Genomic DNA, 20,717 nt, shown 5'->3' with positions numbered 1-20,717 from the left:
GCGCTACACGGCCGGGCTTCCTGCCGATTTGGCAAAATATCTGCGGCCCATCCACAGTGCCATCTGTACCAAAAGGATCAGCACAGGAACCTCGACGAGCGGGCCGATGACGGCCGCAAATGCGACCGGGGACGCCAGGCCGAACGCGGCAATGGCAACCGCGATGGCCAGCTCGAAGTTGTTGCCGGCCGCAGTAAAGGCAACCGCTGTCGTGCGCGGATAATCTGTCCCCACCGACCTCGCCATCCAGAAACTGACAAGAAACATGATGAGAAAGTAGATCGTCAGCGGAATGGCGATCATCACCACATCGCCCGGCAGGCGGACCACGTCGCCGCCCTTCAGGCTGAACATGGCGACGATCGTAAACAGAAGGGCGGCCAGGGTCATCGGGCTGATCTTCGGGAGGAAGACATTCTCGTACCAGTCCCTGCCCTTGCTCGCGGTCAGCAAGCGGCGCGACAGATATCCCGCAAGGAACGGAATACCGAGATAGATCAACACCGCTTCCGCAATCGTCCAGAACGAGACGTCAATCACACTGCCTTCAAGACCAAACAGCGGAGGCAGGACGGACAGGAAAAACCACGCATAGATGCTGAAAAACAGGATCTGGAAAATCGAATTGAAGGCAACGAGACCCGCGACATACTGGTTGTCGCCCCGGGCAAGCTGGTTCCAGACGAGAACCATTGCAATGCAGCGGGCAAGACCGATCAGGATAAGGCCGGTCATGTATTCCGGATAGTCCCGCAGGAAGATCACCGCCAGCGCGAACATCAGCACCGGACCGATAATCCAGTTCTGCAGGAGAGAAATCGCCAGAACCCGCTTGTCGGCAAACACCTGAGGAAGTTCCTCAAAGCGCACTTTCGCCAAAGGCGGATACATCATCAGGATGAGGCCGATGGCAATCGGAATATTGGTGGTGCCGACGGACAGGCTGTCGAGCGCTGCGGGCAGGCCGGTAAAGACAGTTCCGAGCAGCACACCCAGTGCCATGGCGGCAAAAATCCAGACGGTCAGATAGCGGTCGAGGAACGACAGACGCAGTGTTGGTTCTTCGGGACGCATTTGCGGCCTCCTTGGCAGATAGACATCGTCCGCAGCCTTGCCATGAAGACTGGGCCGCACGGGTTCGGCTTGAATGGCGTGCGTCAGACGACGCGACGGCCGGTTTGGTCGACGACGATTTCGCCGTCTTCCTTCGCAAACGCAGCCTGCTGGCCAGCTGGAAGAATATCCAACACCGCTTCCGATGGTCGGCACAGCCTGACACCGGCAGGCGTGACGACGATCGGGCGGTTGATCAGGATGGGATGGTCCATCATGGCATCGACCAGTTGCTCATCGGACAAGGAAGGGTCGCCCAAACCGAGTTCGGAAAATGGCGTTCCCTTTTCGCGAAGAAGATCGCGCGCGGATATTCCCATCCGGTCGATCAACTGCTTAAGCAGCGCGCGCGCTGGCGGGGTTTTGAGATACTCAACCACATGGGGTTCGATGCCGGCGTTGCGGATCATCGCAAGCGTGTTGCGCGAGGTCCCGCAGTCCGGGTTGTGGTAGATGACGATATCGATAGGGTTAGTCATGCGACGTCAGGCCTCTTGTTTGTCGATCCTTCGAGCTGACCGATTTCCTGAAGCTTGGCGGTCAAGCTTATCCTTTCGAGGCTTTGCAAAGGCAGCGCGGCGAAAGCCGCAATACGCAGCTTCATGTAGCGAAGCGCTGTGGTGAAGGCGATGCGCTTTTCCGCGTCGGTCCCCTCCACCGCAGCAGGATCCTCGATACCCCAATGGGCGGTCATCGGTTTTCCCGGCCAGACCGGGCAGGATTCGCCAGCAGCGTTGTCGCAGACCGTAAAGATAAAATCCAATTGCGGAGCCTCGGCACCCGCAAACTCGTCCCAACTTTTTGACCGAAGTCCCTCCGTGGGAAACTTGTGGCCAACAAGCACATCGAGCGCCATTGGGTTGACGTTGCCTTTAGGCTGGCTTCCCGCCGAGTAGGCATTGAATTTCCCAGCGCCAATTTTTCGCAGAACACTTTCCGCGAGGATCGATCTCGCAGAGTTGCCGGTGCACAGAAACAGGACGTTGAATGTCTTGTCGGTCATGAGAGCGCCTTTCCCGGAGGGCAGCACGGGGTGAGTTCCGCAATCAGCGGCGCGCAGAGCTCTGCGTTTCCGCCACAGCAGTCCTTGAGAAGGAAGAGCACCAATTCCCGTAACGTCTCCATCTCCACACGGTAGGTAACGACGCGGCTTTGGCGCTGCGAAGAAACAAGACCCGCGCGTGACAAGATGTTGAGATGCGCAGACATCGTGTTTTGTGGCACCGCGAGCGCGCGCGCTATGTCACCTGCGGGCAGTCCATCCGGTTCATGCCTGACAAGCAGGCGAAAAGCTTCGAGCCGGGTTGGCTGAGCAAGCGCAGCAAGGGCGAGAATAGCGACTTCTGATTCCATATATCCAGAATACTGGATATATGGAATCAGTCAAGATGCGTGTTCCGGGTCGTCTTCTTACGATCGACGGCAGGTACTCGTGTTCAGAACCAGGAAGTCAGTGCGATTTCCGCCGGCCAGCGCTTGCGTAGATCAGCGCTGCCACCACAACCAGCAATCCCTGGAAGAGATACTGGTAGGTCTGGGTCAGCCCCAGGAATGTCACCGCGTTCAGCACTTCGGTCAGAAGCACGGCTCCGAGAAGGGTTCCGATGAAGGTTCCCCGCCCGCCCGAAAGGCTCGTTCCGCCCAGAACGACTGCGGTGATGCTGGCCAGCGTGTAGTTCACGCCCTGGCGCGGGTCACCGACACCGATCTGCGTCATCAGCATGATGGCACCGACAGCGGTCAGCAGCGAACAGGCGATATAGCCGCCGATGAAGGTGAGTTCGACAGGAATGCCGGCCCGGCGCGCAGATTGTTCATCGGATCCGACCGCCCGCAGACGCCATCCGGCCCGGGTCCGGCGCAGCAAGAATTCGGCGCCGACCGCTGCAACAACCAGTACCAGAAAGGCGACCGGGAAAGGACCCAATTGCCAGTTGACCCAGTCGGTGACCGTCGCGCTGATATAGCCATCCGGATTGTCACGCAGCAGGAAGCTGCAGCCCTGGATCGCGATATACATGGCGAGCGTCGCGGCAATCGGGGTGAAATTCGCAAATCGGATCAGCACACCGTTGATAGCCCCGGTCACAAAGGCGCCGGCAAACATCAGGAGGAAGCCGACCGCCATCATCGCAGTGGAATTGTCGTCGGTAATGAAAAATGACGCGACCACGACCAGAAATCCGGCGAGCGGACCGACCGAAAGATCGATCCCGCCCATCAGCAGCGCCACGGTCTGGCCCATGGCAATAAAGCCGAGCGCGGTCGCCAGAAGCAAGATGTTGTAGATGTTGTAGACGGAGAAGAAGTTCTCGTTCTGGCCATAGACATAGAGCCCGAGAAGCACGGTCACGATGGCAAGCGGGACCGCTGGAGCATTGTCCGACCGCAGAAGGTCGCGCCATCGGCTGCCGGTACTCGGCTGTGCCACCGTCGAACTGCTGTCGCCATGCGTCTCCGCTCCAACGGCCGCAGTGACTATTCGTTCTTCGGTGACGTCGTCACCTTCAAGGATCTCGACCACATGCCCGCGCGACAGCACGACGACCTTGTCGCACAGCCCTTCGAGCTCCACGGCATCGGACGAGTTCACCACAACCGGCGTTCCCGCCTCGGAGACTTCGCGCAGAATTCGGTAGATTTCAAACCGGGCTCCGACATCCACCCCTTGCGTCGGTTCGTCCGCAATGATCAGTCCCGGTTCGGACAAAAGTGCGCGGGCCATGACCACTTTTTGCTGGTTGCCGCCCGACAGCGCAAAAATCGGCGCTTCGATCCCCGGCGTCTTGACCGCCAGCTCACTGAAGATCGCGCCGACCTGCGCCAGTTCCTTCTTGCGGCTCATCACGCCACCGACCGCGAACTTCTCAAGCGCGGAATAGGTTGCGTTTTCCCGAACGGTCAAACTACCGGCGACACCTTCGACGTGGCGATCCGACGGCATGAAGGCCGCCTCATGGAGGAGTTCCGGTTGGGCGAGTGCGCGTCCGCGTAAGACGATCTGCCCCTCGGCAGGCATCAGCCCTGCAAGAACCCGCATCAGTTCCGGCTGACCGTTGCCGGCGACACCGGCGATCCCAACGATCTGCCCGCGCGGCACGTCGAAGCTGATGTTCTTCAGGTCCCTGTTGGTGATGCCCACCACGGACAGACCGGTCTCCGTATCGGCAGATGACGCTTTCGGCGGGAATGCCGATTCCAGAGTACGCCCGACGATCAGCCCGACCAGATCGGAATCGCTGATCTCGCCGATGACGGCGGAGCCGCGCACGCGACCATCCCGAAGCACGGTGACCCGATCGGCGATCTGGCGAAGTTCGGCCAGGCGATGGGTGATGTAGATGACCGATGTGCCAGCGGCCGCAACCTCTCGGATGCGGGCAAACAGCATGTCGGTCGAATCCTGGTCGAGCGAGGCAGTGGGTTCGTCCAGGATCAGCACCTTCGGCTCAAGCGCCAGCGCCTTGGCGATCTCCAGCAAATGCTTCTGCGCAACCGTCAGACCGTCGGCGCGCATGCCAAGAGGGAGATGCAGGCCGACCTTGGCAAGCACGCGCCGGCCCACATCGTCGGGCTTTGCGCCCGCAAACACCGAGGCTGGCAACGCCACGCGCAGGTTTTCCAGGATCGACAGATCGTCCAGAATGGCAGGATGCTGGAAGCAGATGCCAATCCCGTGGGACTTGGCGATTTCCGGGGTCATTTGCTGTACGGCGCGGCCTTCGAAGTGAATCTCTCCCTCGGTCGGCTGCAGCGTTCCGGAAATGATGTTCATCAGGGTCGATTTGCCGGCGCCGTTCTCGCCGAGAAGGGCATGCACTTCGCCGGCCCGGAATTCCACGCTGACATCGGCCAGTGCCGCGACAACCGAGAAATATTTCGAGATGCCCGAAAGGCGGATCACCACATCCCGAGCGTCCAGCGCCACGTCTTGACTGTTTCGTGCCAACATTATTTGCAATCCGTCCTGGTGACAGAGCCCCGGAAGGTAAACCCTCCGGGGTCAGCGATGCGTAAGTTTCAGTTACTGGCCGACGGCCTTTGCCTGGTCTTCCGGCTTCAGCGCCGAGGACATGTAGATGGCGCCCGGCAGATCCTTGCGGCACTGAACGGCATTGGGCTTGCCCGATACGGAATCCTCATAAGCAGGCGCCTCGAAGATCTGCTCCTTCGGCTTTTCGCCGTCGGTTGCAAGCGCGACGGCCCACTGCACGGCCAACCGGACATTGTCGTTACCGGTGGCGACGGTGAACAGCTTGAAGTCCGGGTTGCTGGCGTGATTGTCCTGCCAGAAGCAGCCGAGCGAGTTGCCGTCCGACGTGGCAAGCGCCGGGATCGATTTGCCCTGCTTGGTGAAGGCCGGCAGAGCGCCGACCAGCGACGGGCCGAAATCGGACACGATGACGTCGATCTTGGCGTTCTTGGCGATTTCGGCGGTCAGCACCTTTTGCGTCAGCGCCGGATCCCAGTTGGTGACGGCAAAAGGCGCCTGATTGACGAAGACATACTCAGGCCCGAGCACGCTCTTCAGGCCTTTCAGCTCATCCAGGCCCTGGCTGTTGCCGGCAGGTCCGCTGAGGAACAGGACATTGCCACCCTTGGGAAGCACACCCTTGATCCACTTGCCCCAAGTGACGCCGTCGTTTTCGAAGGACGAGCCGATGAACTTCGAATAATTCATGCCTTCCTTGCCGCCAACAGCGACGCGGTAGGGCACAATGATCTTTCCGGCCTTGAAGACGCTGGTGATGGCCGGCAGCATGGCCGGGCCGGCGTCGCCAAAGACGACCAGTGCATCGACGCCCTTGGCGGCCATACCCTTGATGTCGGAGATTGCCTTCTGGGTGTCGCCCTGGCCGTCGGCATACTCATACTTGGTGATACTGGCGCACAGTTCGACGGTCTGCTTGCCGGATGCCGTCGTCACCTGACGCCAGCTGTTGCCGCCGTAGCCGTCGAGAAGGGCAAGCGTCGCCTTCTTGGGCCCGCACCAGGACGGTGTCTCCGCCTTGGCCAGACCCGCACCTCCCAGTGCGATGACCGCAGTCGCAACCGAGACTGCCAGGCCCTTCTTCAAATTTGCATAGTTCATGTCTGCTCCTCCACTTGTTATTGTTAGGTTGTTTTTCTGACTTTCCCGCTCCACCGGAGCGAGTAGACGCCGATGCCGAAACCGAGGGCCAAGGCCTGGATGATGGTTTGTGCTGAATAGGGCACACCGACCGACAGCGCGAACTGGCTCAGCTGGTTGAGGAAGAAGGCCGCCAGCACCGTCGAGATGGGAAATCCGCGCCCGCCGAGCAGCGACGTGCCTCCCAACACGACGACGGCAACCGACGGCAGCAGCAGGCTATCGCCTTGGAAGGCCGTCGGTTCGCGGGTGATGCCGGCAATCAGGACGCCGGCCAGGCAATAGAACAGCTGGGCATAGACATAGGCCATCATCTGATAGGAGCGCACGCGAAGGCCCGCGGCCTCTCCGGCAGCAGGGCTTGCGCCGATCGCCTCGAACCGGCGGCCGCCCACGGTCTTTTTCAGCATGAAGGAGACCAGCGCGGTGGCGCCGAGGGCGAAGTAGACGGCATTGGGCAGGCCGAAGGTTTCGCCGCCGGCAATATTGGCGAGCAGGCCCGTCGTAACAGACGGCACCCCGCCCGACATGGCAAAGACGGTCGCATAAAGCAGTGCGTTGGTGCCAATCGTCGCAATGATCGAGTTCAGGCGGAAGATGCTGACGAGCGCGCCATTGAGAAAGCCGATCGTCAGATTGAAGGCCAGCGCCAAGAGCACCGCCTGATACAGCAATCCGTCATTCTGCTGCGGGTAATGGGTCGAGACCACGACGGCGAGAGAGACGGCACCGGGAAGCGAGAGGTCAAAGCCGCCCTGCTGAACCACCATCAACTGGCCGAGGCCGACAATGGCAATGATCGCCGCAAACGGAAGACTGCCTGACAGGGCACCCCAGGATACGCTTGAGGGCGCAAAGACCAGGCAGGCGACCAGAAGGACCATGGTTGAGAAGACCACGGTCACGAAACTCCGCGTCAGCTTCATCCGGCCTGGGGCATAGCTGTCCGCCCGTGTGGGGATTGTTGAGACTGCACTCACCGGTCGGCTCCTTTTGATGATCGCACCTCACCCGAGGCGATGGCCGGGCGGCGCAAACCGATCTCTTCGGCGGCGTTGGACGCCGCCTTGAAGTCTGCAAAGAGACACGTCGGTTTGTCAGCAAAATCAGGCATCGCGTCCTCCTCCCAGAGCCGGTTATGGTTCATACCTGGAGGAAGCAATCTGCTGGACAGATCCTTGGCATCGTCGGCCTCAGCCTCAAGCTTCGGCAAGCCTGTAGCTGGCTCCGAACCGCTGCGCGGTCAGAACTTCACAAGGCACGATGATTTGCGGATTGCCCAAATTCTTGCTCCTCCAAGAATTTGTCACTCTGACCGGTCAGCATCTCTTGCTAAAACAAGTACGCAATCCGGCGCTTCAAATACGTCGGGAAATTCTCTCCTCCGAACTCCTTCCGATCAACTGTATGTATTTTGAAGACTACGAAAACCCTGAAAATATCCGCTTTGGATAAGTGTATTCGAGACGGGAAACATATCAGTGCACCCTCAGCCCGCCGGGATGCTGGCCGCATAGGTTTCGATCAGCAAAGCGGCGTTTTCTGGTTTCGCCTCAAGCGTGTTCGCCTCGATCTCATAGGCAAGGTCTACGACCCGCTGATTGATCGGGGCCGTCCGGCCATGCGCTTTCAGCGTGTCGATGACCCAGCCGTTGACCTCCTGGATCTCGGCCCGCCGGCCCTTCCGCCAGTCCTGCAGCGAGGTCGTGAGCGTATCGGCTTGCGAGAAGACGGTGAGCACCTCCTCGAAGATCTGGTCGACGTAGCGCTCCGGATGGTTTGTGGTGACCGGTGGCATGCCGATGATCGGGACGATCTTTGCGCCATCGGCAATCGCCGCCTGCATGGCCTCATAGCCGGCCGCCCGCATCACCTCTAGCATTCCCGTGCTGCGGGCTGCATCGCCGAGCGGCAGGTTGACGATGGCAGACGGAATAAGTTCGGCGGCGTTGACGACGAGCTTCATCCATTTGGCGGAGCGGATATCATCCGTCACCTCGACGGTCCCTGTGCAGCGCAGAAGTTCGGCGACCGACTCCACCCTCTCCTGGGTCTGCGGATCGAGGGCGCCGAGCGCAAACCAGGATGTGTCGTGATCGTTCTGCCGGTTGGTGACGCCGGGTACGAACATGTTGGAAGCGATCTCTATGACGGCGCCGATAGTCCGCTCCCGCCCGACGATGGCCGCGATGTCCTCGTGCGTCATGCCGTTCTGGAGGCCGATGACCAAGCCGTCCGTGGCCAGCACCGGCTCGATCAGTTGGGTTGCCCATTTCGTGTCGTAGGCTTTGACCACCAGGAAGACGAGATCGAACGGCTCCTTGATCTCCGCGACTTCGCAGAGATGCAAGGCCTTGACCCTGGCGTTGATCGTCCGGGTCGGTAGATTGACGGTGATCCCATTTTCCCGGATCGCGTTCACATGGTCGGGCCATTGCTCGATGAAGGTCACGTCATGACCGGCGAGCACGAAGTCCGCTCCGATCGATGCGCCCTGTGCGCCGGTTCCGAGAAAAGCAATTCTCGGCGTCTTGCTGAAATGAGAGGTCATGCGATGGTCTCCTAGAAGGGCATGAAGGCGGGGCCGCGCCGCGCTTATCCGCGGTCAGGCGACACTTGTGGTCAGCAGATATAATCGACCTGATGGCGGGCGATCCGGATGCCCTCGAGCTCTGCCCGCACCTTCGCGTGCGCCGGATGGTCCGCGTAAAGCTTGAGAGCGGCTTCGTCGTCGAACTCGGAGTAGAGAACTACGTCGCAGGCATAGGAGATGCGGCTGATGTCCAACCCCACCTCAATTGCACTCAAACCAGGGATCTGTCCTTTGAGGCCTTCGAATTTGGTCTTGATCAGACGCGCAGAGGCGATTTTTTCCTCGGGCGTCTCGCCGCGCACGTTCCACATGACGATGTGCCTGATCATGGCTTGTCTTTTCGCTCGGATGAGCCGTCGTCCACGACGTGGGCCGCGCCCAGTTCACGAAGCCAATCCGATATCACCTGCCAGTATTCACTAAGCCACTTGCTCATCGCTACCCCCTCCCAAGGGCCGTTCATTATAGGACGTTATTCTGGTCGCTGGCCCTCGTAAGCCCCGGCTAGGAGCTGGTGCAAACCATCCTTTTCCAGCACTCGCGGGTTCCAGTAGGCGTTGGCCATGGCCTGCTCGACGGCAGGATCGATGCCGTCGTCCGGCATGCCCATAGTTTTAAGAGCCATCGAAGCCCCCAGTCCTTGAGCCAAATCAAACAGCCCCGTTGCCGCATCCTTTGCGGAGAGCGCCTGCGCAATACGCGCCATGGCTTCCGGCGCGGCCGGTGCGTTATAAGCGACCGCATGCGGCAGAAGTGCCGTATGCATGGGGGCGTGCGGCAGGTTGAACATGCCGCCGAGCGTGTGGCAAAGCTTGTGGTGCAACGCCATGCCGACGGATCCAAGGCACACGCCACAGAGCCAGGCCCCATAGAGCGCGTCCGCCCTGGCATCCGGATCATCCGGGCGACGGGCAATGATGGGGAGCGCGCGGGCAATCGCGGCAATCCCCTGCTCCGCCATCAGCGAAACAATCGGGTTGGCCTCGCGGGCATAAAGCGCTTCCACCGCATGCGCCACGGCATTGATGCCGCTTGTCACCGACATGGCAACCGGCAGGGTGAGAGTGAGGTCCACGTCGTAGACGATGACCTCGGGAAGGATGCGCGGGTCGGATTTCGTCACCTTACGGCCATTCTCCGTCTCACCCAGAATGGGAGTCGCTTCAGACCCGGCATAGGTCGTCGGCACGACGATCTGCGGAAGGTCGGTGCGAAAGGCGATCGCTTTACCAAGCCCTGTCGTGGACCCGCCGCCGATCGACAGAACCGCATTGGCCCCGAGCCGCTCGACCTCACGCAAAGCATCGGCCGTCACGTCGACCGGCGTATGCATCTGCGCCTTGGAATACAGCCCGGCAAAGCGCGAGCCCAGAACCTCTGCAATCCCCTGCGCCTGGTCTGCCTGTTCGGGCGTTGAAAGCACCAGCACCCGATCGGCCGACAATCGCTCGGCCTCTTCCGCCAGGCGAGAGATCGTTCCACGCCCGAAAATCACGCGGGCCGGATTTCCATTATAGATGAAATTGTCCAAGCCTGGCTCCTATCTTGACTGGTCAGGTCGCACGAGGATGAAATCGAACTCCGAACGCCACAGCGTGTCGCCGTCTTCAAGGCGGTCGAAGGGCGCGACAAGGGTCGATTTGACGCCAAACACCGCGTCGGATTCGAGATACGCATCACCACCGACAAACGTATGCGTCACCAGCTTCTGATAGCCTTCGGCTCGCACCATGTAGTGCATGTGAGCCGGGCGATATGGGTGCCGTCCCAGATGCGCGAGCATCTCGCCCACAGGACCGTCGTCGGGAATGGGGTAGGACACCGGCTTGATGCCGATGAAGCTGTAATGTCCGTCGGCCCCGGTGACGAATACGCCGCGATTGTTCCATTTCGGCTGAATGTCGGGCTGCTGGACGTCATAGTAGCCGTCGGCATTGTCGGACCACACGTCGATCCGCGCCCCCTCGATCGGCTTGCCCTCGAGATCGAGCACACGGCCGAGGAACAGGCAGCTCTCGCCCTTCCCGTCCAGACAGATCTGCGCGCCCATCTCCCTCACCGGGGCGCCTTCGACATGGAACGGCCCAAACACGGTGTTTTCCGTTGCACCCTCGGGCCGGCGGTTGTTGATCGCATCCACCAGCATCGACAGACCGAGCGTATCGGACAGAAGAATGAACTCCTGCCGCTCCTGCGTGCAGATCTGGCCGGTGCGGGTGAGAAACCCGATCGCCGTCTCCCACTCATCCTGCGTCAGTTGGACCTCCCGGGCAAAGTCATGCAGATGCTTCACAAGGCTCGCCATCACTTGCGCAAGACGCGGATCAACGTCAGCGCCCATGCGCGCATTGACGGTGTCGACCGAGTTCGTCTCCGTAAAGTAACCGATGTCCGCCATGGCCTGTCGATCTCCTTGCTGGTCGCGTGGTCCTGTCATCACGGAATGATCCGGTCGGCGCGCAGGCGATCGAAGGCGTCCGTGAAGGATTCCGTCGTGTCCTGGTAGGCAAGGAAACCGGCCTTGCGGCTGCGGGCCATGTCGTTGAATGTCTCCACCTGCCGGCCAAGGTCGGCGTCCGTGTGCCAGAAAGAGGCGACGCGCGAGAGCGCATTTTCCTTGAGGCCGTGCTTCTTCACGAGCGCGTCCCAGATGGGTGCGGCATCGGCCATCTTCGTCTCGAGCGGCTGCGGAGAGCCCGGATAGTCCGCGGCTTCGATGCCGAAATAGGCGGCGATCCGCGGCCAGAGCCATTTCCAGCGAAACACGTCACCATTGACCACATTGAACGCCGTGTCGGCAGCTGCTGGCGTCGTTGCGGCCCAGCACAGGTGATTTGCGAGGATGCGGGCATCCGTCACGTCGGTTGCCGCCTGCCATTGCTCGGCGGATCCGGGAAACACAAAGGGCATCCCGGTTTCCCTGCAGAGAGAGGCATAGACGCCAAGCGTGGCCGCCATGTTCATGGCGTTTCCGACCGCATAGCCGATCAGGGTGTGCGGCCGATGCACCGACCAGGTGAACCCTTCGCGGGCTGCCGCCGCAAAGACCTCGTCTTCCTGCACATAGTAGAAGTTCTGGTTGGGAAGTCGCTCCTGCTCTTCGCGGAACGGCGTCTGCGGCGCGACTTTCGCATAGTTCTCGAAAGGCCCAAGATAATGCTTGGTGCCGGTAACGAGGGCGACATGGTTCACACCTCGGCCACGCAGGGCATCGAGAACGTTGCGGACGATCGAACCATTCACCTTGCAGTTCTCGTCTTCCGTCTCCTGCCGCGACCAGGCGGTGATGAACACATGGGTGGGCCGGATACCCTCGAGGGCGGCAGCGACGGAAGCAGCGTCAGTGAGGTCGCAGGACAGGGTTCGGACGGCAGCAATCGGGCTTTGCGACCGCGAAAGGCCGGAAATCTCCCAGCCGCCTTGGGCCAGCAGGTATTCGGCAAGATTGCTGCCGGCAATGCCGGTCGCACCGACAATGAGAGCGTGATGTGTCATGTTCTCATCCATTCAACAGAGTGATCTTGATGCTCTTGGTCGCGTCCTTGCCAAAGTTGAAGGCTTGCACCGCATCGGTCAGAGCATAGTCATGGGTCTGGATCGGCGAGAGGTCGATGCCTGTTCGGTCCAGGAAGCGGATTGCGGCCGGCCAGACGCCGGGCGAGCCGATACAGCCCCGGACCGTCAGATTCTTCATCTGGATCTGGCCGATGACAACAGGGACTTTGCGGCCGATGTTGATGCCGACCATCGACATGCGCCCATCTTCTCTTGCGTAGTCGAACGCCGCCGCAAGCGAGGCATCATGTCCGGAGGCTTCGACCACCAGATCAGCGCCATGACCACCGGTCATCTCGCGGATCCGATCTGCCGCGCCGCCATCGGATGGATCGATCGCAGCGTCTGCGCCGAGTTTCAGTGCCACATCGCGACGGGTTGCGACCGGATCAACGACGATGACGCGTGCACCCATGCCGATCGCAGCCGCCGCAGACACCAGGCCGATCGTTCCGCCGCCGGAGACGACGACCGTCTCGCTGGCATTGGTGCCGCCGGACCGCAGCACCGCATAGAAGCCGCAGGTAAACGGCTCGATCAGCGCCGCCTTCTTGTCATCAACCGCGTCCGGCAGCTTATGCAGCCATTCCGGATTGACGGCGAAGAACTCCCGGTCGGCGCCGCTTATCGAAAAACCGAAATGATGAAGCCGCTCGGGCGTGCGCACCACGCATTCGCCGACGACACGGTCTCCCGCCTTGAAGCCCGTGACGTTGCGACCGACCTCGACGATCTCGCCGCTCCACTCGTGGCCGGGCGTCACCGGATAGGAGATCGGAATGATGTAGCGACCGGCCAGAAGTTCGTAATCCGAATGACAGATGCCGACGGCACGGGTGCGGACGAGGACCTCGTTGGCAGAGATTTCCGGCATGGCCAGATCGGCAATGACAGGCTTGTCCGGTGCTTCGAATACCAAGGCTTTCATGATGCTCCTCCCAAAGCCAATCTCAAAGTTGCTCGACTGCGCCCGTGCGGGCCGACCGAATGATCGCTTCGAGCAGCGCAATATTGTCGATCATTTCTTCGCCGCTAATCGGATAGGTCTCTCTGCCGCGGACAGCGCGCGCAAAAGCCCGCAGGTTGTCCCGGACCGGCTCGGCCGGTGACACTTCGCGGGTCGTGATCGGCTGGCCCTTCCAGCCCTCGGTGACGATCCAGCCATCAGGCGATTCCACATGCGCTTTGTCCCGCACCTCGATCCAGCCGAGCGTGCCGAACACCGCAAAGCGCGAGATGAACGGCGTTGCAAGTGTGGCGGACACATAGGCCGACCCGCCGGACTTGAAGCGGATATGCGCACTCATGGTGTCGCCCTGCGGGATTTCCGACGCGAGGTTTTCGCAGATGACGCGGACATCCTTCGCCGGCCCCATCAGCTTGACGGAGAGGTCCGTCAGATGGATGCCGGTGGCGGTCATGCCGCCCGCCGGCGCCTGTTCGGCACTGAGCCGCCAATTGGAGGGGTCGAGCCCCAGGAACTTGTCGTGGCTGAAATTGGCTTCGATCTGCAGCAGGCGGCCAAGGCGGCCCGTGGCCGCGGCATCAAGGATCTCGGCAATCGGCGGTTCAAAGCGGCGCTCGTGGCCCATGCCAAGCACCAGACCGGCCTTCTCGCACAGCGCGACAGAGGCTTCGGCGTCCTTCCTGGTCATCGCAAGCGGCTTTTCGCAAAAGACATGCTTGCCGGCGGCAACCGCCTGCGCGATCTGGCTCTGGTGCAGCGAATGTGGCGTTGCCAAGATCACCGCCTCGACCTCGGGATCGGCAAGCGCCTCGCCGAGTTCGGAGGAGAAACGCATGCCCCGTTCCGCGGCAAAGCCCTGCTCTGCCGGGTTGGGGTCGACGCCATGCACGAAGTGCATTTCAGCACCTCCGGCATTGACCAGCGTCGCCATTTTCTTGCCCCACCAGCCAAGGCCGACAATGGCCGCCTGGACGGGTTTTCCCTCGTAGCCGCTCATCGGTTGTCCACCCGCTTGGCAAAGGGATGGATGTTTACCGACGCCCAGACGCCGGCAGCATTGAACGGGTCTGCCTGGTTGAAGGCCACCACCTCGTCCTTCGTGTCGGCCTCGAGCAGGAACAGCGAGCCGATCATCGTCTCGTTATCGTCGGCAAGAAGAGGACCGGAGATTACGGTCTTTGTCTTGGCAGATGCCAGATAGGCCTTATGGGCATCGTAATGGGCGAGGCGCTTGTCAACAGCGCCGGGATGATCGAGGCAATGAACGATGTAATGCATGATAACCCTCTTGGATCAGGCTGTTTCAAGTGCTGCAGACCGCCCGCAAATCACCTTTGGTCGGACGGATCTGCGTGGCGGCCGCGCTTGTCACGGTCCGCGGCAAGCGCAGGGTGTCAGCCCTGCATGTTGACCAGAATCTTCATGTGTGACGCATTGGGATCGAGCAGAGCCTCGAAACCCTTCTCGACCACATCCTCCGGCGAGATCTGCGCGGTCACAATCTGCTCAACCGGAAAGATGCCGGCGCCGATCATCTGGGCGATGCGTGGCCAGATCGTCACCGGATAGCACCACGTCGCCTCCACTGTGATATCCTTCAAGGCCCAGAGCATGGCGTCGATCGAGGCAGGTTTGACATGCAGGCCGACCTGGACGACCGTGCCTCGGCGCTTGACGGCCTTGACGCAGAGATTGAGAGAGGCTTCCGCGCCGACGCATTCGAGCGCCACATCGACGCCGACGCCGTCTTCGGTATGCTGCCGGAAAAGGCTTTCCGTATCCGTTTCGCGCGGGTCGAAGACGATCGCCTCCGGGACCAGCTTCTGAGCCAGCGCGCGGCGGTTTGGATTGAGTTCGGAAACGAAGATCGTCGTCGCACCGGCTGCGCGGGTCGCCAGAAGGACCAGCGCTCCGATCGGCCCGACACCGGACACGAGGACCGTGCTTCCGGCCTCGACACCGCCGCGATCGACGCCATAGAGCGCGACCGCCGCCGGTTCGATCATCGCCGCCTGAACGTCGCTGACGCTGTCAGGGACCGGAAAGACGTTGTAGCTGTTGACGACAGCGCGCTCGCCCATGCCGCCCCAGTCCCAGGACAGGCCGACGCAGGCCATTTTCTCGCTGAGATGATATTGACCGCGGCGCCCGTAATAGTCGTCGCGTGGGGAGATGAGTGGCTGCACCGACACGCGGGTTCCGGGCGAAACATGCGTGACGTTGCGCCCGACTTCGAGGACGCGCGCCGAGAATTCGTGGCCTAGAATCTGTGGCAGTGTTGCGCCCGAATAGACATGAGGCGTGCTCGGCGTCACGATCGGTCCGGCAATGTATTCATGCAGGTCGGTCCCGCAAATGCCACAGACCAGCGGCTCGATCAGCACCATGTCGTCCCCGAGCGGACCCGAAGGCGCCGGGACATCCTCCACCCGGATGTCTTTCTGTGTGTAGTAGCGAACGGCTTTCATCTGACTGTCCTTCCCGAAATAACTGCATCTGCCTGCGCTGCCAGCCGCGCCCCGCCAATCTCTGATGTCACGAGGCGACATGGCGGCAGTGGCCTCACCAACGCATTGCCGAGGTTTGCTAGCGGCGAATATCCAAATTTCTGAAATGATCGTCTTGCATGGCGGATCCTCCTCCGATCCTCGACATATCCTGCGAAACACACGGCACAGGGGAACGACGCTCGACAGCGCGCGCACCATGATCCTTGTTGTCAGCTAAGTTCCTCCCACGGAACGCTGAACGGTCCGACTTCAGGCTAGTAGATAACGGAACCTGTCACAGCCCTCCTTTTGTCCAGAATGGATATTTTGCAGAGAGCATTCGGTAAGCTGTCGCCCTAGTGTTTTGGAGGGAGGAAATGTCTGGTCCGCGCTGTTCGATGCGCGCGCTGGGCGTATGGATCCCCAGGCGATGGCCAGATCGGTGGTCCGTCACAGCCTGTTGTCGATTGGGACGGGAGGACGCAATGAACGAAGAAATTTCAGTCGGCTGGGCTGGCATAGGCAAGATGGGCGCTCCGATGAGCCGCCGGGTGCTGGAAGCCGGTTACCGGCTTCACGTCTATGAACCCTTGCCCGAAAATCGGGCGACGATCGTTGCGGAAGGCGCCAATGTCGCCCACACGCTTGAGGATCTGGCCGCGAAATCCGACGTCGTGATCCTGACTATTCCCAACGACGCCGTTTTGCGCGACCTCATCTTCGGCAAGGGTGGCCTTGCGAGCGTCATGACATCAGGCCAGACGCTGGTGGAAATGAGCACTGTGTCGCCCGCGATCTCCGCCGAAGTGAATGAAGCCATGAGCGCATGCGGCGTCCATTACCTGCGCGCACCGGTCTCGGGCAGCACGGCGACCGCGTCTGCGGGAACCCTTTCGGTCATGGCGTCAGGTCCGGAAGACGCCTACAAGCGCCTCGATCCTATCTTTGGTTGCTTTGCCTCGCGTCGCTTCTATGTCGGCCAGGCCGAGGAGGCCCGCTATCTGAAGCTCGTCCTCAACGCCTTGGTGGGCGCCACATCGGCGCTGCTGGGCGAAGCGCTGACGCTCGGCCTCAAGGGAAACCTCTCGGTTGAGACCATGCTCAATGTCATTTGCGAAAGTGCAGTTGCGTCGCCTTTGATCGCCTATAAGCGTGACCTTCTGGTCCAGCGCAATTTCGATCCGGCATTTTCGGTGTCGCAGATGATGAAGGACTTCGACCTGATCCTCGACGCGGCCCGGGCAGACCATATCCCGATGTACATGGCATCGATGATCCGTCAGCAATACGAGACCGCCTTTACGGAAGGGCTGGCTGAAAAGGACTTCTTTGTGCTGTTCGAGCAGTCCGAACGCCGCGCGGGTCTGCTGCCGCCAGCGGAAAAATAATCACCACATTCGCGTCAGCACCTGGAGCGCCTAGCCAAGAGGCGCTGCAATGGCTACGAACATCGTCTAGTGACGCGACGGACGGGGGGCCGACGTGAACGACTACGAAATGCTGCGGGTGATTGAGTTCCTGGACAAGACCCGGCGGCCCTTCGGCGACGTGATCGGCGGATTCGACGAAGACCCCGGCTGGAAAATCGTGGTCTTTCTCATCAAGGCCCATATCCACAGCCAGACTGTCGCCATCTCAACGCTCGGCCAGGAATCCGGCCTGCCCTACGCAACTTCCATGCGGCTGATCAATCGCATGGTGGACAGTGGCTACATTTTGAAAGTCCCCAAGGGGCCCGGCGCCAAGACCTTTTCCCTGCAACCGAGCGAAAAGCTCCTGCAGTCCTTCCAGGCTTATGCCGGAAAGACGAAGTCCCTGCTTGCCCAGACGCTCGGCCTGCGCGGCGGCGAGCAGGAGGAAGACTATTACTTTGGCGGGACCCCGTTGGGCTCGCAGATCATCCCGCCCATGCGACTGGTGCAGAAGCGGGTCGAGTCGCATATCGAACTGCGCTTCCTCCTCAACGACGACAACTACTTTTCGTCCATGCGCAACATGTGGGCCGACTTCCGCAACAACCTCGCATCGAAGAAGAACTTCGACCTTCTGCCACTGCCAGATCTCTATCGCCGCATCCTGGACAATCGCAACAAACCGGTCTCTGACTACGATGTTCTCGCCATCAACATGCCCTGGCTTGGCGAGTTTGCCGAAAAGGACATCATCCGCCCCTTCGATGCCCTCATTCAGAAAACCGGTATCAACCCGCTCGACTTCCATCCTTCCATCTGGTCGACGGCCCGTTGGGATGGCCAGGACTATGGCGTTCCGGGCTACTGCACGATCGAGATCCTCGCCGCCCGGCGGGACCTGTTTGCCGATGCCGGGCTGGATTTCCCGCGAAAGTTCGAGGACGTGCTTGCCGCAGGCCGGCATTTCCACGCCCCGCAGCACGGCATGTATGGCGCAGTCTGGGACGGTGCCCGCGGCATGCCGATCGCGTCGAGCTTCATGTTCTTTCTCGGCGCTTGCGGCCAGCCGACCATTTCACTGCGCAAGTCCCGGGCGGGCTTTACGCTGGAGGGTGTGAACCTCGAAGAACTGCACTGTACCATCCAGTCGGATGCCGCCCTCTCCGCGCTGGACTTCATGCGCCGCCTGATCGAGATCTCGCCGCCGGGCATTCTCAACATGGCGTGGGACAAGACGCTTGACGTGTTCATGAAGGGAAAGGCCAGTCTCGGCTATTTCTGGACGATGCGCGCGGCAAGGTTCGAGTACGACGTTCAGTCCGTGGTCAAGCGGCGGGTCGAGTACCTGCCACAGCCCTCCGGGCCTGGCGGCACCCGCGCTTCGCCGATCGGCGGTTTCCTTTTCTGCATTCCGTCCAATCTGCCCGAAGCCCGGGTGGAACTCGCCGCAGACGCAATCGCCTGGATGGCGTCGCGCGAGGCCATGAAGGCCCATGTCAAGAACGGCTTTCCGATCGCCCCGCGCTTCTCGGTGAGTGCGGACCCGGAGGCGGCTGCGAGTTCGCCGATCGTGCGTTTTGTCGATCAGCTCGCGAAGAAAAACCTGCTGCACACCTGGCAGCGACCCAATATTCCGCAATATTCAGCGATCGAACGAATCCTTGGCGAGGAAGTGCATGACGCATTGTCGGGGGCAAAGTCAGACAGGACAGCATTGGCGGATGCGGCCGATCGGATCAACCGGGAGCTTAAAGCCTCAGGGAAACGACGCACCGGGCCTGCGAGCTAGAAAAGGACGGAAGCAGTCTTGAGACGGCCACCGGCAGTGTGCCATCGAGATATTTGGGGCGTCGCCAACCTATCGAGTTGATGACGCTTGAGAGCGCAGTTTCATCCACCCGTTCAAAAGACGTAGCGGAAAAGCATGACGCCATAGGCAAGCGCGACAAGCGCAGTCACCCGAATGCGCAGTTTCCAATACCACTGCCGTGAAGGATCCGTAGAAAGGGTCCTGTGGTCGGCGATCAGCAGAAGGGCAAACAACAACACCTGTACCAGCAGGGCTATCGGCAAAGGACTGGCAACCAGTGTCGCAAAGGCAATGAGAGCCAGCACATTACTGGCGACAATGATCACCAGGTCGCCCCTGCCGGTTTGAGCGCTTCCCCAGAGGGCTCCGGCCATAAAGGATGCGATGACTGCCCCGTAGGACAGGAATGCGGGTGCCGTTTCAAAACCGAGAACGGTCGAGGGGGCAAATGCCAGCAGCCAGAACGGCAGGGCCCCGCAATAGGTCAGAAGCGTGGAGATGGTCCGCGGGGTTATTGTCATGGCGCTACCTTTACGATCTGTTTGAGCGCATCGCCAAGGGCCGCGGCGCTGAGGAACGCTGCCTCGACCCGCCCTGCGATGCACCAGTCTCCGCAAGCCGCCAATTGGGACACATCATCGAGAAGGAAAGCCTGTCCGGCCGGCCGATCGACATTGGCATAGCGCCAACGATGGATGGTTGCAGCCTCAGCCTCACTCGGGGAGATCGGAATATAGCGCTGGAGCGCCTCCAGCATCGTCCGACGAACATCTTCCAGTGGCTCCTCCAAATGATCGTCGGACCACTTGGCCGTCGCGTTGACCACTAGACAGGGGTCGTCAGGCCGTTCCGGCTTGGAATTGTTGCGGGAGATCCAGCCGATGACCGGATCATCGACACGGGCGGCAGCAAAGGGAAGCTTTGCATCCTCGGTCTGGCGAATCATCAGCGTGAAGCAGGCATTCATCCGGGTTTTTGCCAGCGCCCCGTGATGCGTAAACTCGTCAGGAAGAAGCAATGCCGACTGTGGGGCTGGCGCCGCTAAAACCAGCCAGTCGAACGGGCCCTCGCGGCGATCGCCGATTTTCAAGAACCACTTACCCGCCGTGCCGCTGATCGCCTCCACAGGCGCGTCGGTCTGGATATCAAGGCCTGCCGCCATCGCTTTCGCAAGCGCGTTCATCGAAGGGCTCCCGACATAACGCGTTGTGTCGCCCCCCGACAAAGCCGCGAGATTGCCGTCGGGCAGCGTTGCAAGCGCACCGGTCCAGGGCTGAATCACTCCGTCGGCCTGCGCCGTCTCCAGCGCTGCACGGGAACGTCCGTCCCTGATGGTGAAATACTGCGCTCCATGATCAAAAGCCACGGCATCGGTTCGCCGTGTCGCCATCCGTCCGCCGACGCCTCTGCTTTTCTCGAAAATCCTGACATCGGCACAGTCGGCCATGGCTCTGGCCAGAGTCAGGCCGGCGATCCCTGCACCGACAATGCCCAGTCGTATTCGTCTTGCCATGTCTGTCGATCTCCGGCGGTGGCTGAGGGCATCAATGCCCCATAGGTTCCGCCGCCGCAAGCCGATCAGGCTGCGTCTCTGGTTTCCATCTTGGATGCGGCCTTGGTTGAATACTTGGGCGCTTGTGGGCGCAA

At 60.8% G+C, this 20,717-nt stretch carries 21 protein-coding genes; 2 read left to right on the top strand and 19 right to left on the bottom strand.

Features of this window, described 5'->3' with window-relative positions:
- Window positions 1-3 precede the first annotated feature (3 nt).
- The 17 genes from arsB to ASF70_RS04900 form a co-directional block, all read right to left on the bottom strand.
- Window positions 4-1,074 (bottom strand): ACR3 family arsenite efflux transporter, encoded by a 1,071-nt coding sequence (gene arsB, locus ASF70_RS04980; protein WP_062577946.1) that lies wholly within the window; start codon window positions 1,072-1,074, stop codon window positions 4-6.
- 83 nt (window positions 1,075-1,157) lie between these two features.
- On the bottom strand, window positions 1,158-1,592 hold the full coding sequence (arsC, locus tag ASF70_RS04975; RefSeq protein ID WP_062577944.1) for an arsenate reductase (glutaredoxin): 435 nt from the start codon (window positions 1,590-1,592) through the stop codon (window positions 1,158-1,160).
- Window positions 1,589-2,116 (bottom strand): arsenate reductase ArsC, encoded by a 528-nt coding sequence (locus ASF70_RS04970; protein ID WP_062577942.1) that lies wholly within the window; start codon window positions 2,114-2,116, stop codon window positions 1,589-1,591. The genes arsC and ASF70_RS04970 overlap by 4 nt, the downstream gene beginning before the upstream one ends.
- Window positions 2,113-2,466, bottom strand: coding sequence for a metalloregulator ArsR/SmtB family transcription factor (locus ASF70_RS23530; RefSeq protein ID WP_082471771.1), 354 nt, complete (start codon window positions 2,464-2,466; stop codon window positions 2,113-2,115). Before ASF70_RS23530 ends, ASF70_RS04970 begins: the two co-directional genes overlap by 4 nt.
- A gap of 97 nt (window positions 2,467-2,563) precedes the next feature.
- On the bottom strand, window positions 2,564-5,065 hold the full coding sequence (locus ASF70_RS04965) for an ATP-binding cassette domain-containing protein (protein WP_062577940.1): 2,502 nt from the start codon (window positions 5,063-5,065) through the stop codon (window positions 2,564-2,566).
- A gap of 72 nt (window positions 5,066-5,137) precedes the next feature.
- Window positions 5,138-6,205: a substrate-binding domain-containing protein gene (locus ASF70_RS04960; protein WP_062577937.1), complete on the bottom strand. Its 1,068-nt coding sequence runs from the start codon at window positions 6,203-6,205 to the stop codon at window positions 5,138-5,140.
- Window positions 6,206-6,228: 23 nt separating this feature from the next.
- The gene (locus tag ASF70_RS04955) at window positions 6,229-7,224 is read right to left on the bottom strand and encodes an ABC transporter permease (RefSeq protein WP_200943513.1); all 996 of its coding nucleotides are present in this window, start codon (window positions 7,222-7,224) and stop codon (window positions 6,229-6,231) included.
- Window positions 7,221-7,457 (bottom strand): hypothetical protein, encoded by a 237-nt coding sequence (locus ASF70_RS04950; RefSeq protein WP_062577932.1) that lies wholly within the window; start codon window positions 7,455-7,457, stop codon window positions 7,221-7,223. The genes ASF70_RS04955 and ASF70_RS04950 overlap by 4 nt, the downstream gene beginning before the upstream one ends.
- A 276-nt stretch (window positions 7,458-7,733) precedes the next feature.
- Window positions 7,734-8,795, bottom strand: a complete 1,062-nt coding sequence (locus ASF70_RS04940; RefSeq protein ID WP_062577928.1) for a 2-dehydropantoate 2-reductase — start codon at window positions 8,793-8,795, stop codon at window positions 7,734-7,736.
- 71 nt (window positions 8,796-8,866) lie between these two features.
- Window positions 8,867-9,166, bottom strand: a complete 300-nt coding sequence (locus ASF70_RS04935; protein WP_062577927.1) for a Dabb family protein — start codon at window positions 9,164-9,166, stop codon at window positions 8,867-8,869.
- 143 nt (window positions 9,167-9,309) lie between these two features.
- Window positions 9,310-10,368, bottom strand: a complete 1,059-nt coding sequence (locus ASF70_RS04930; protein ID WP_062577924.1) for a maleylacetate reductase — start codon at window positions 10,366-10,368, stop codon at window positions 9,310-9,312.
- Window positions 10,369-10,377: 9 nt separating this feature from the next.
- Window positions 10,378-11,235 carry an intradiol ring-cleavage dioxygenase gene (locus ASF70_RS04925; protein WP_062577922.1) on the bottom strand — a complete coding sequence of 286 codons (858 nt, stop codon included), beginning with the start codon at window positions 11,233-11,235 and terminating at the stop codon, window positions 10,378-10,380.
- A gap of 38 nt (window positions 11,236-11,273) precedes the next feature.
- On the bottom strand, window positions 11,274-12,332 hold the full coding sequence (locus ASF70_RS04920) for an SDR family oxidoreductase (protein WP_062578405.1): 1,059 nt from the start codon (window positions 12,330-12,332) through the stop codon (window positions 11,274-11,276).
- Between the two features lie 4 nt (window positions 12,333-12,336).
- On the bottom strand, window positions 12,337-13,320 hold the full coding sequence (locus ASF70_RS04915; RefSeq protein ID WP_062577919.1) for a zinc-binding dehydrogenase: 984 nt from the start codon (window positions 13,318-13,320) through the stop codon (window positions 12,337-12,339).
- Between the two features lie 22 nt (window positions 13,321-13,342).
- The gene (locus tag ASF70_RS04910) at window positions 13,343-14,356 is read right to left on the bottom strand and encodes a Gfo/Idh/MocA family oxidoreductase (protein WP_062577917.1); all 1,014 of its coding nucleotides are present in this window, start codon (window positions 14,354-14,356) and stop codon (window positions 13,343-13,345) included.
- Window positions 14,353-14,637: a YciI family protein gene (locus ASF70_RS04905; protein WP_062459867.1), complete on the bottom strand. Its 285-nt coding sequence runs from the start codon at window positions 14,635-14,637 to the stop codon at window positions 14,353-14,355. The genes ASF70_RS04910 and ASF70_RS04905 overlap by 4 nt, the downstream gene beginning before the upstream one ends.
- A gap of 116 nt (window positions 14,638-14,753) precedes the next feature.
- Window positions 14,754-15,827: a 2,3-butanediol dehydrogenase gene (locus tag ASF70_RS04900; protein ID WP_062459869.1), complete on the bottom strand. Its 1,074-nt coding sequence runs from the start codon at window positions 15,825-15,827 to the stop codon at window positions 14,754-14,756.
- Between the two features lie 506 nt (window positions 15,828-16,333).
- On the opposite strand from ASF70_RS04900, the gene ASF70_RS04895 reads away from it, so the two are divergent.
- Window positions 16,334-17,236 (top strand): NAD(P)-dependent oxidoreductase, encoded by a 903-nt coding sequence (locus ASF70_RS04895; protein WP_062577915.1) that lies wholly within the window; start codon window positions 16,334-16,336, stop codon window positions 17,234-17,236.
- A 94-nt stretch (window positions 17,237-17,330) separates the two neighbouring features.
- Entirely contained in the window at window positions 17,331-19,049 is a 1,719-nt protein-coding gene (locus ASF70_RS04890) for an extracellular solute-binding protein (RefSeq protein WP_062577913.1), read from the top strand.
- A 113-nt stretch (window positions 19,050-19,162) separates the two neighbouring features.
- On the opposite strand, the gene ASF70_RS04885 is transcribed toward ASF70_RS04890, so the two are convergent.
- Both ASF70_RS04885 and ASF70_RS04880 read right to left on the bottom strand, forming a co-directional pair.
- Window positions 19,163-19,591, bottom strand: a complete 429-nt coding sequence (locus ASF70_RS04885) for a DUF3429 domain-containing protein (RefSeq protein WP_062577910.1) — start codon at window positions 19,589-19,591, stop codon at window positions 19,163-19,165.
- On the bottom strand, window positions 19,588-20,583 hold the full coding sequence (locus tag ASF70_RS04880) for an FAD-dependent oxidoreductase (protein ID WP_062577908.1): 996 nt from the start codon (window positions 20,581-20,583) through the stop codon (window positions 19,588-19,590). The genes ASF70_RS04885 and ASF70_RS04880 overlap by 4 nt, the downstream gene beginning before the upstream one ends.
- Window positions 20,584-20,717 lie beyond the last annotated feature (134 nt).

It is taken from the genome of Rhizobium sp. Leaf321 (genome assembly GCF_001423215.1).
GTDB lineage: Bacteria > Pseudomonadota > Alphaproteobacteria > Rhizobiales > Rhizobiaceae > Neorhizobium > Neorhizobium soli.
This window is presented reverse-complemented; position numbering and strand designations above follow the sequence as displayed.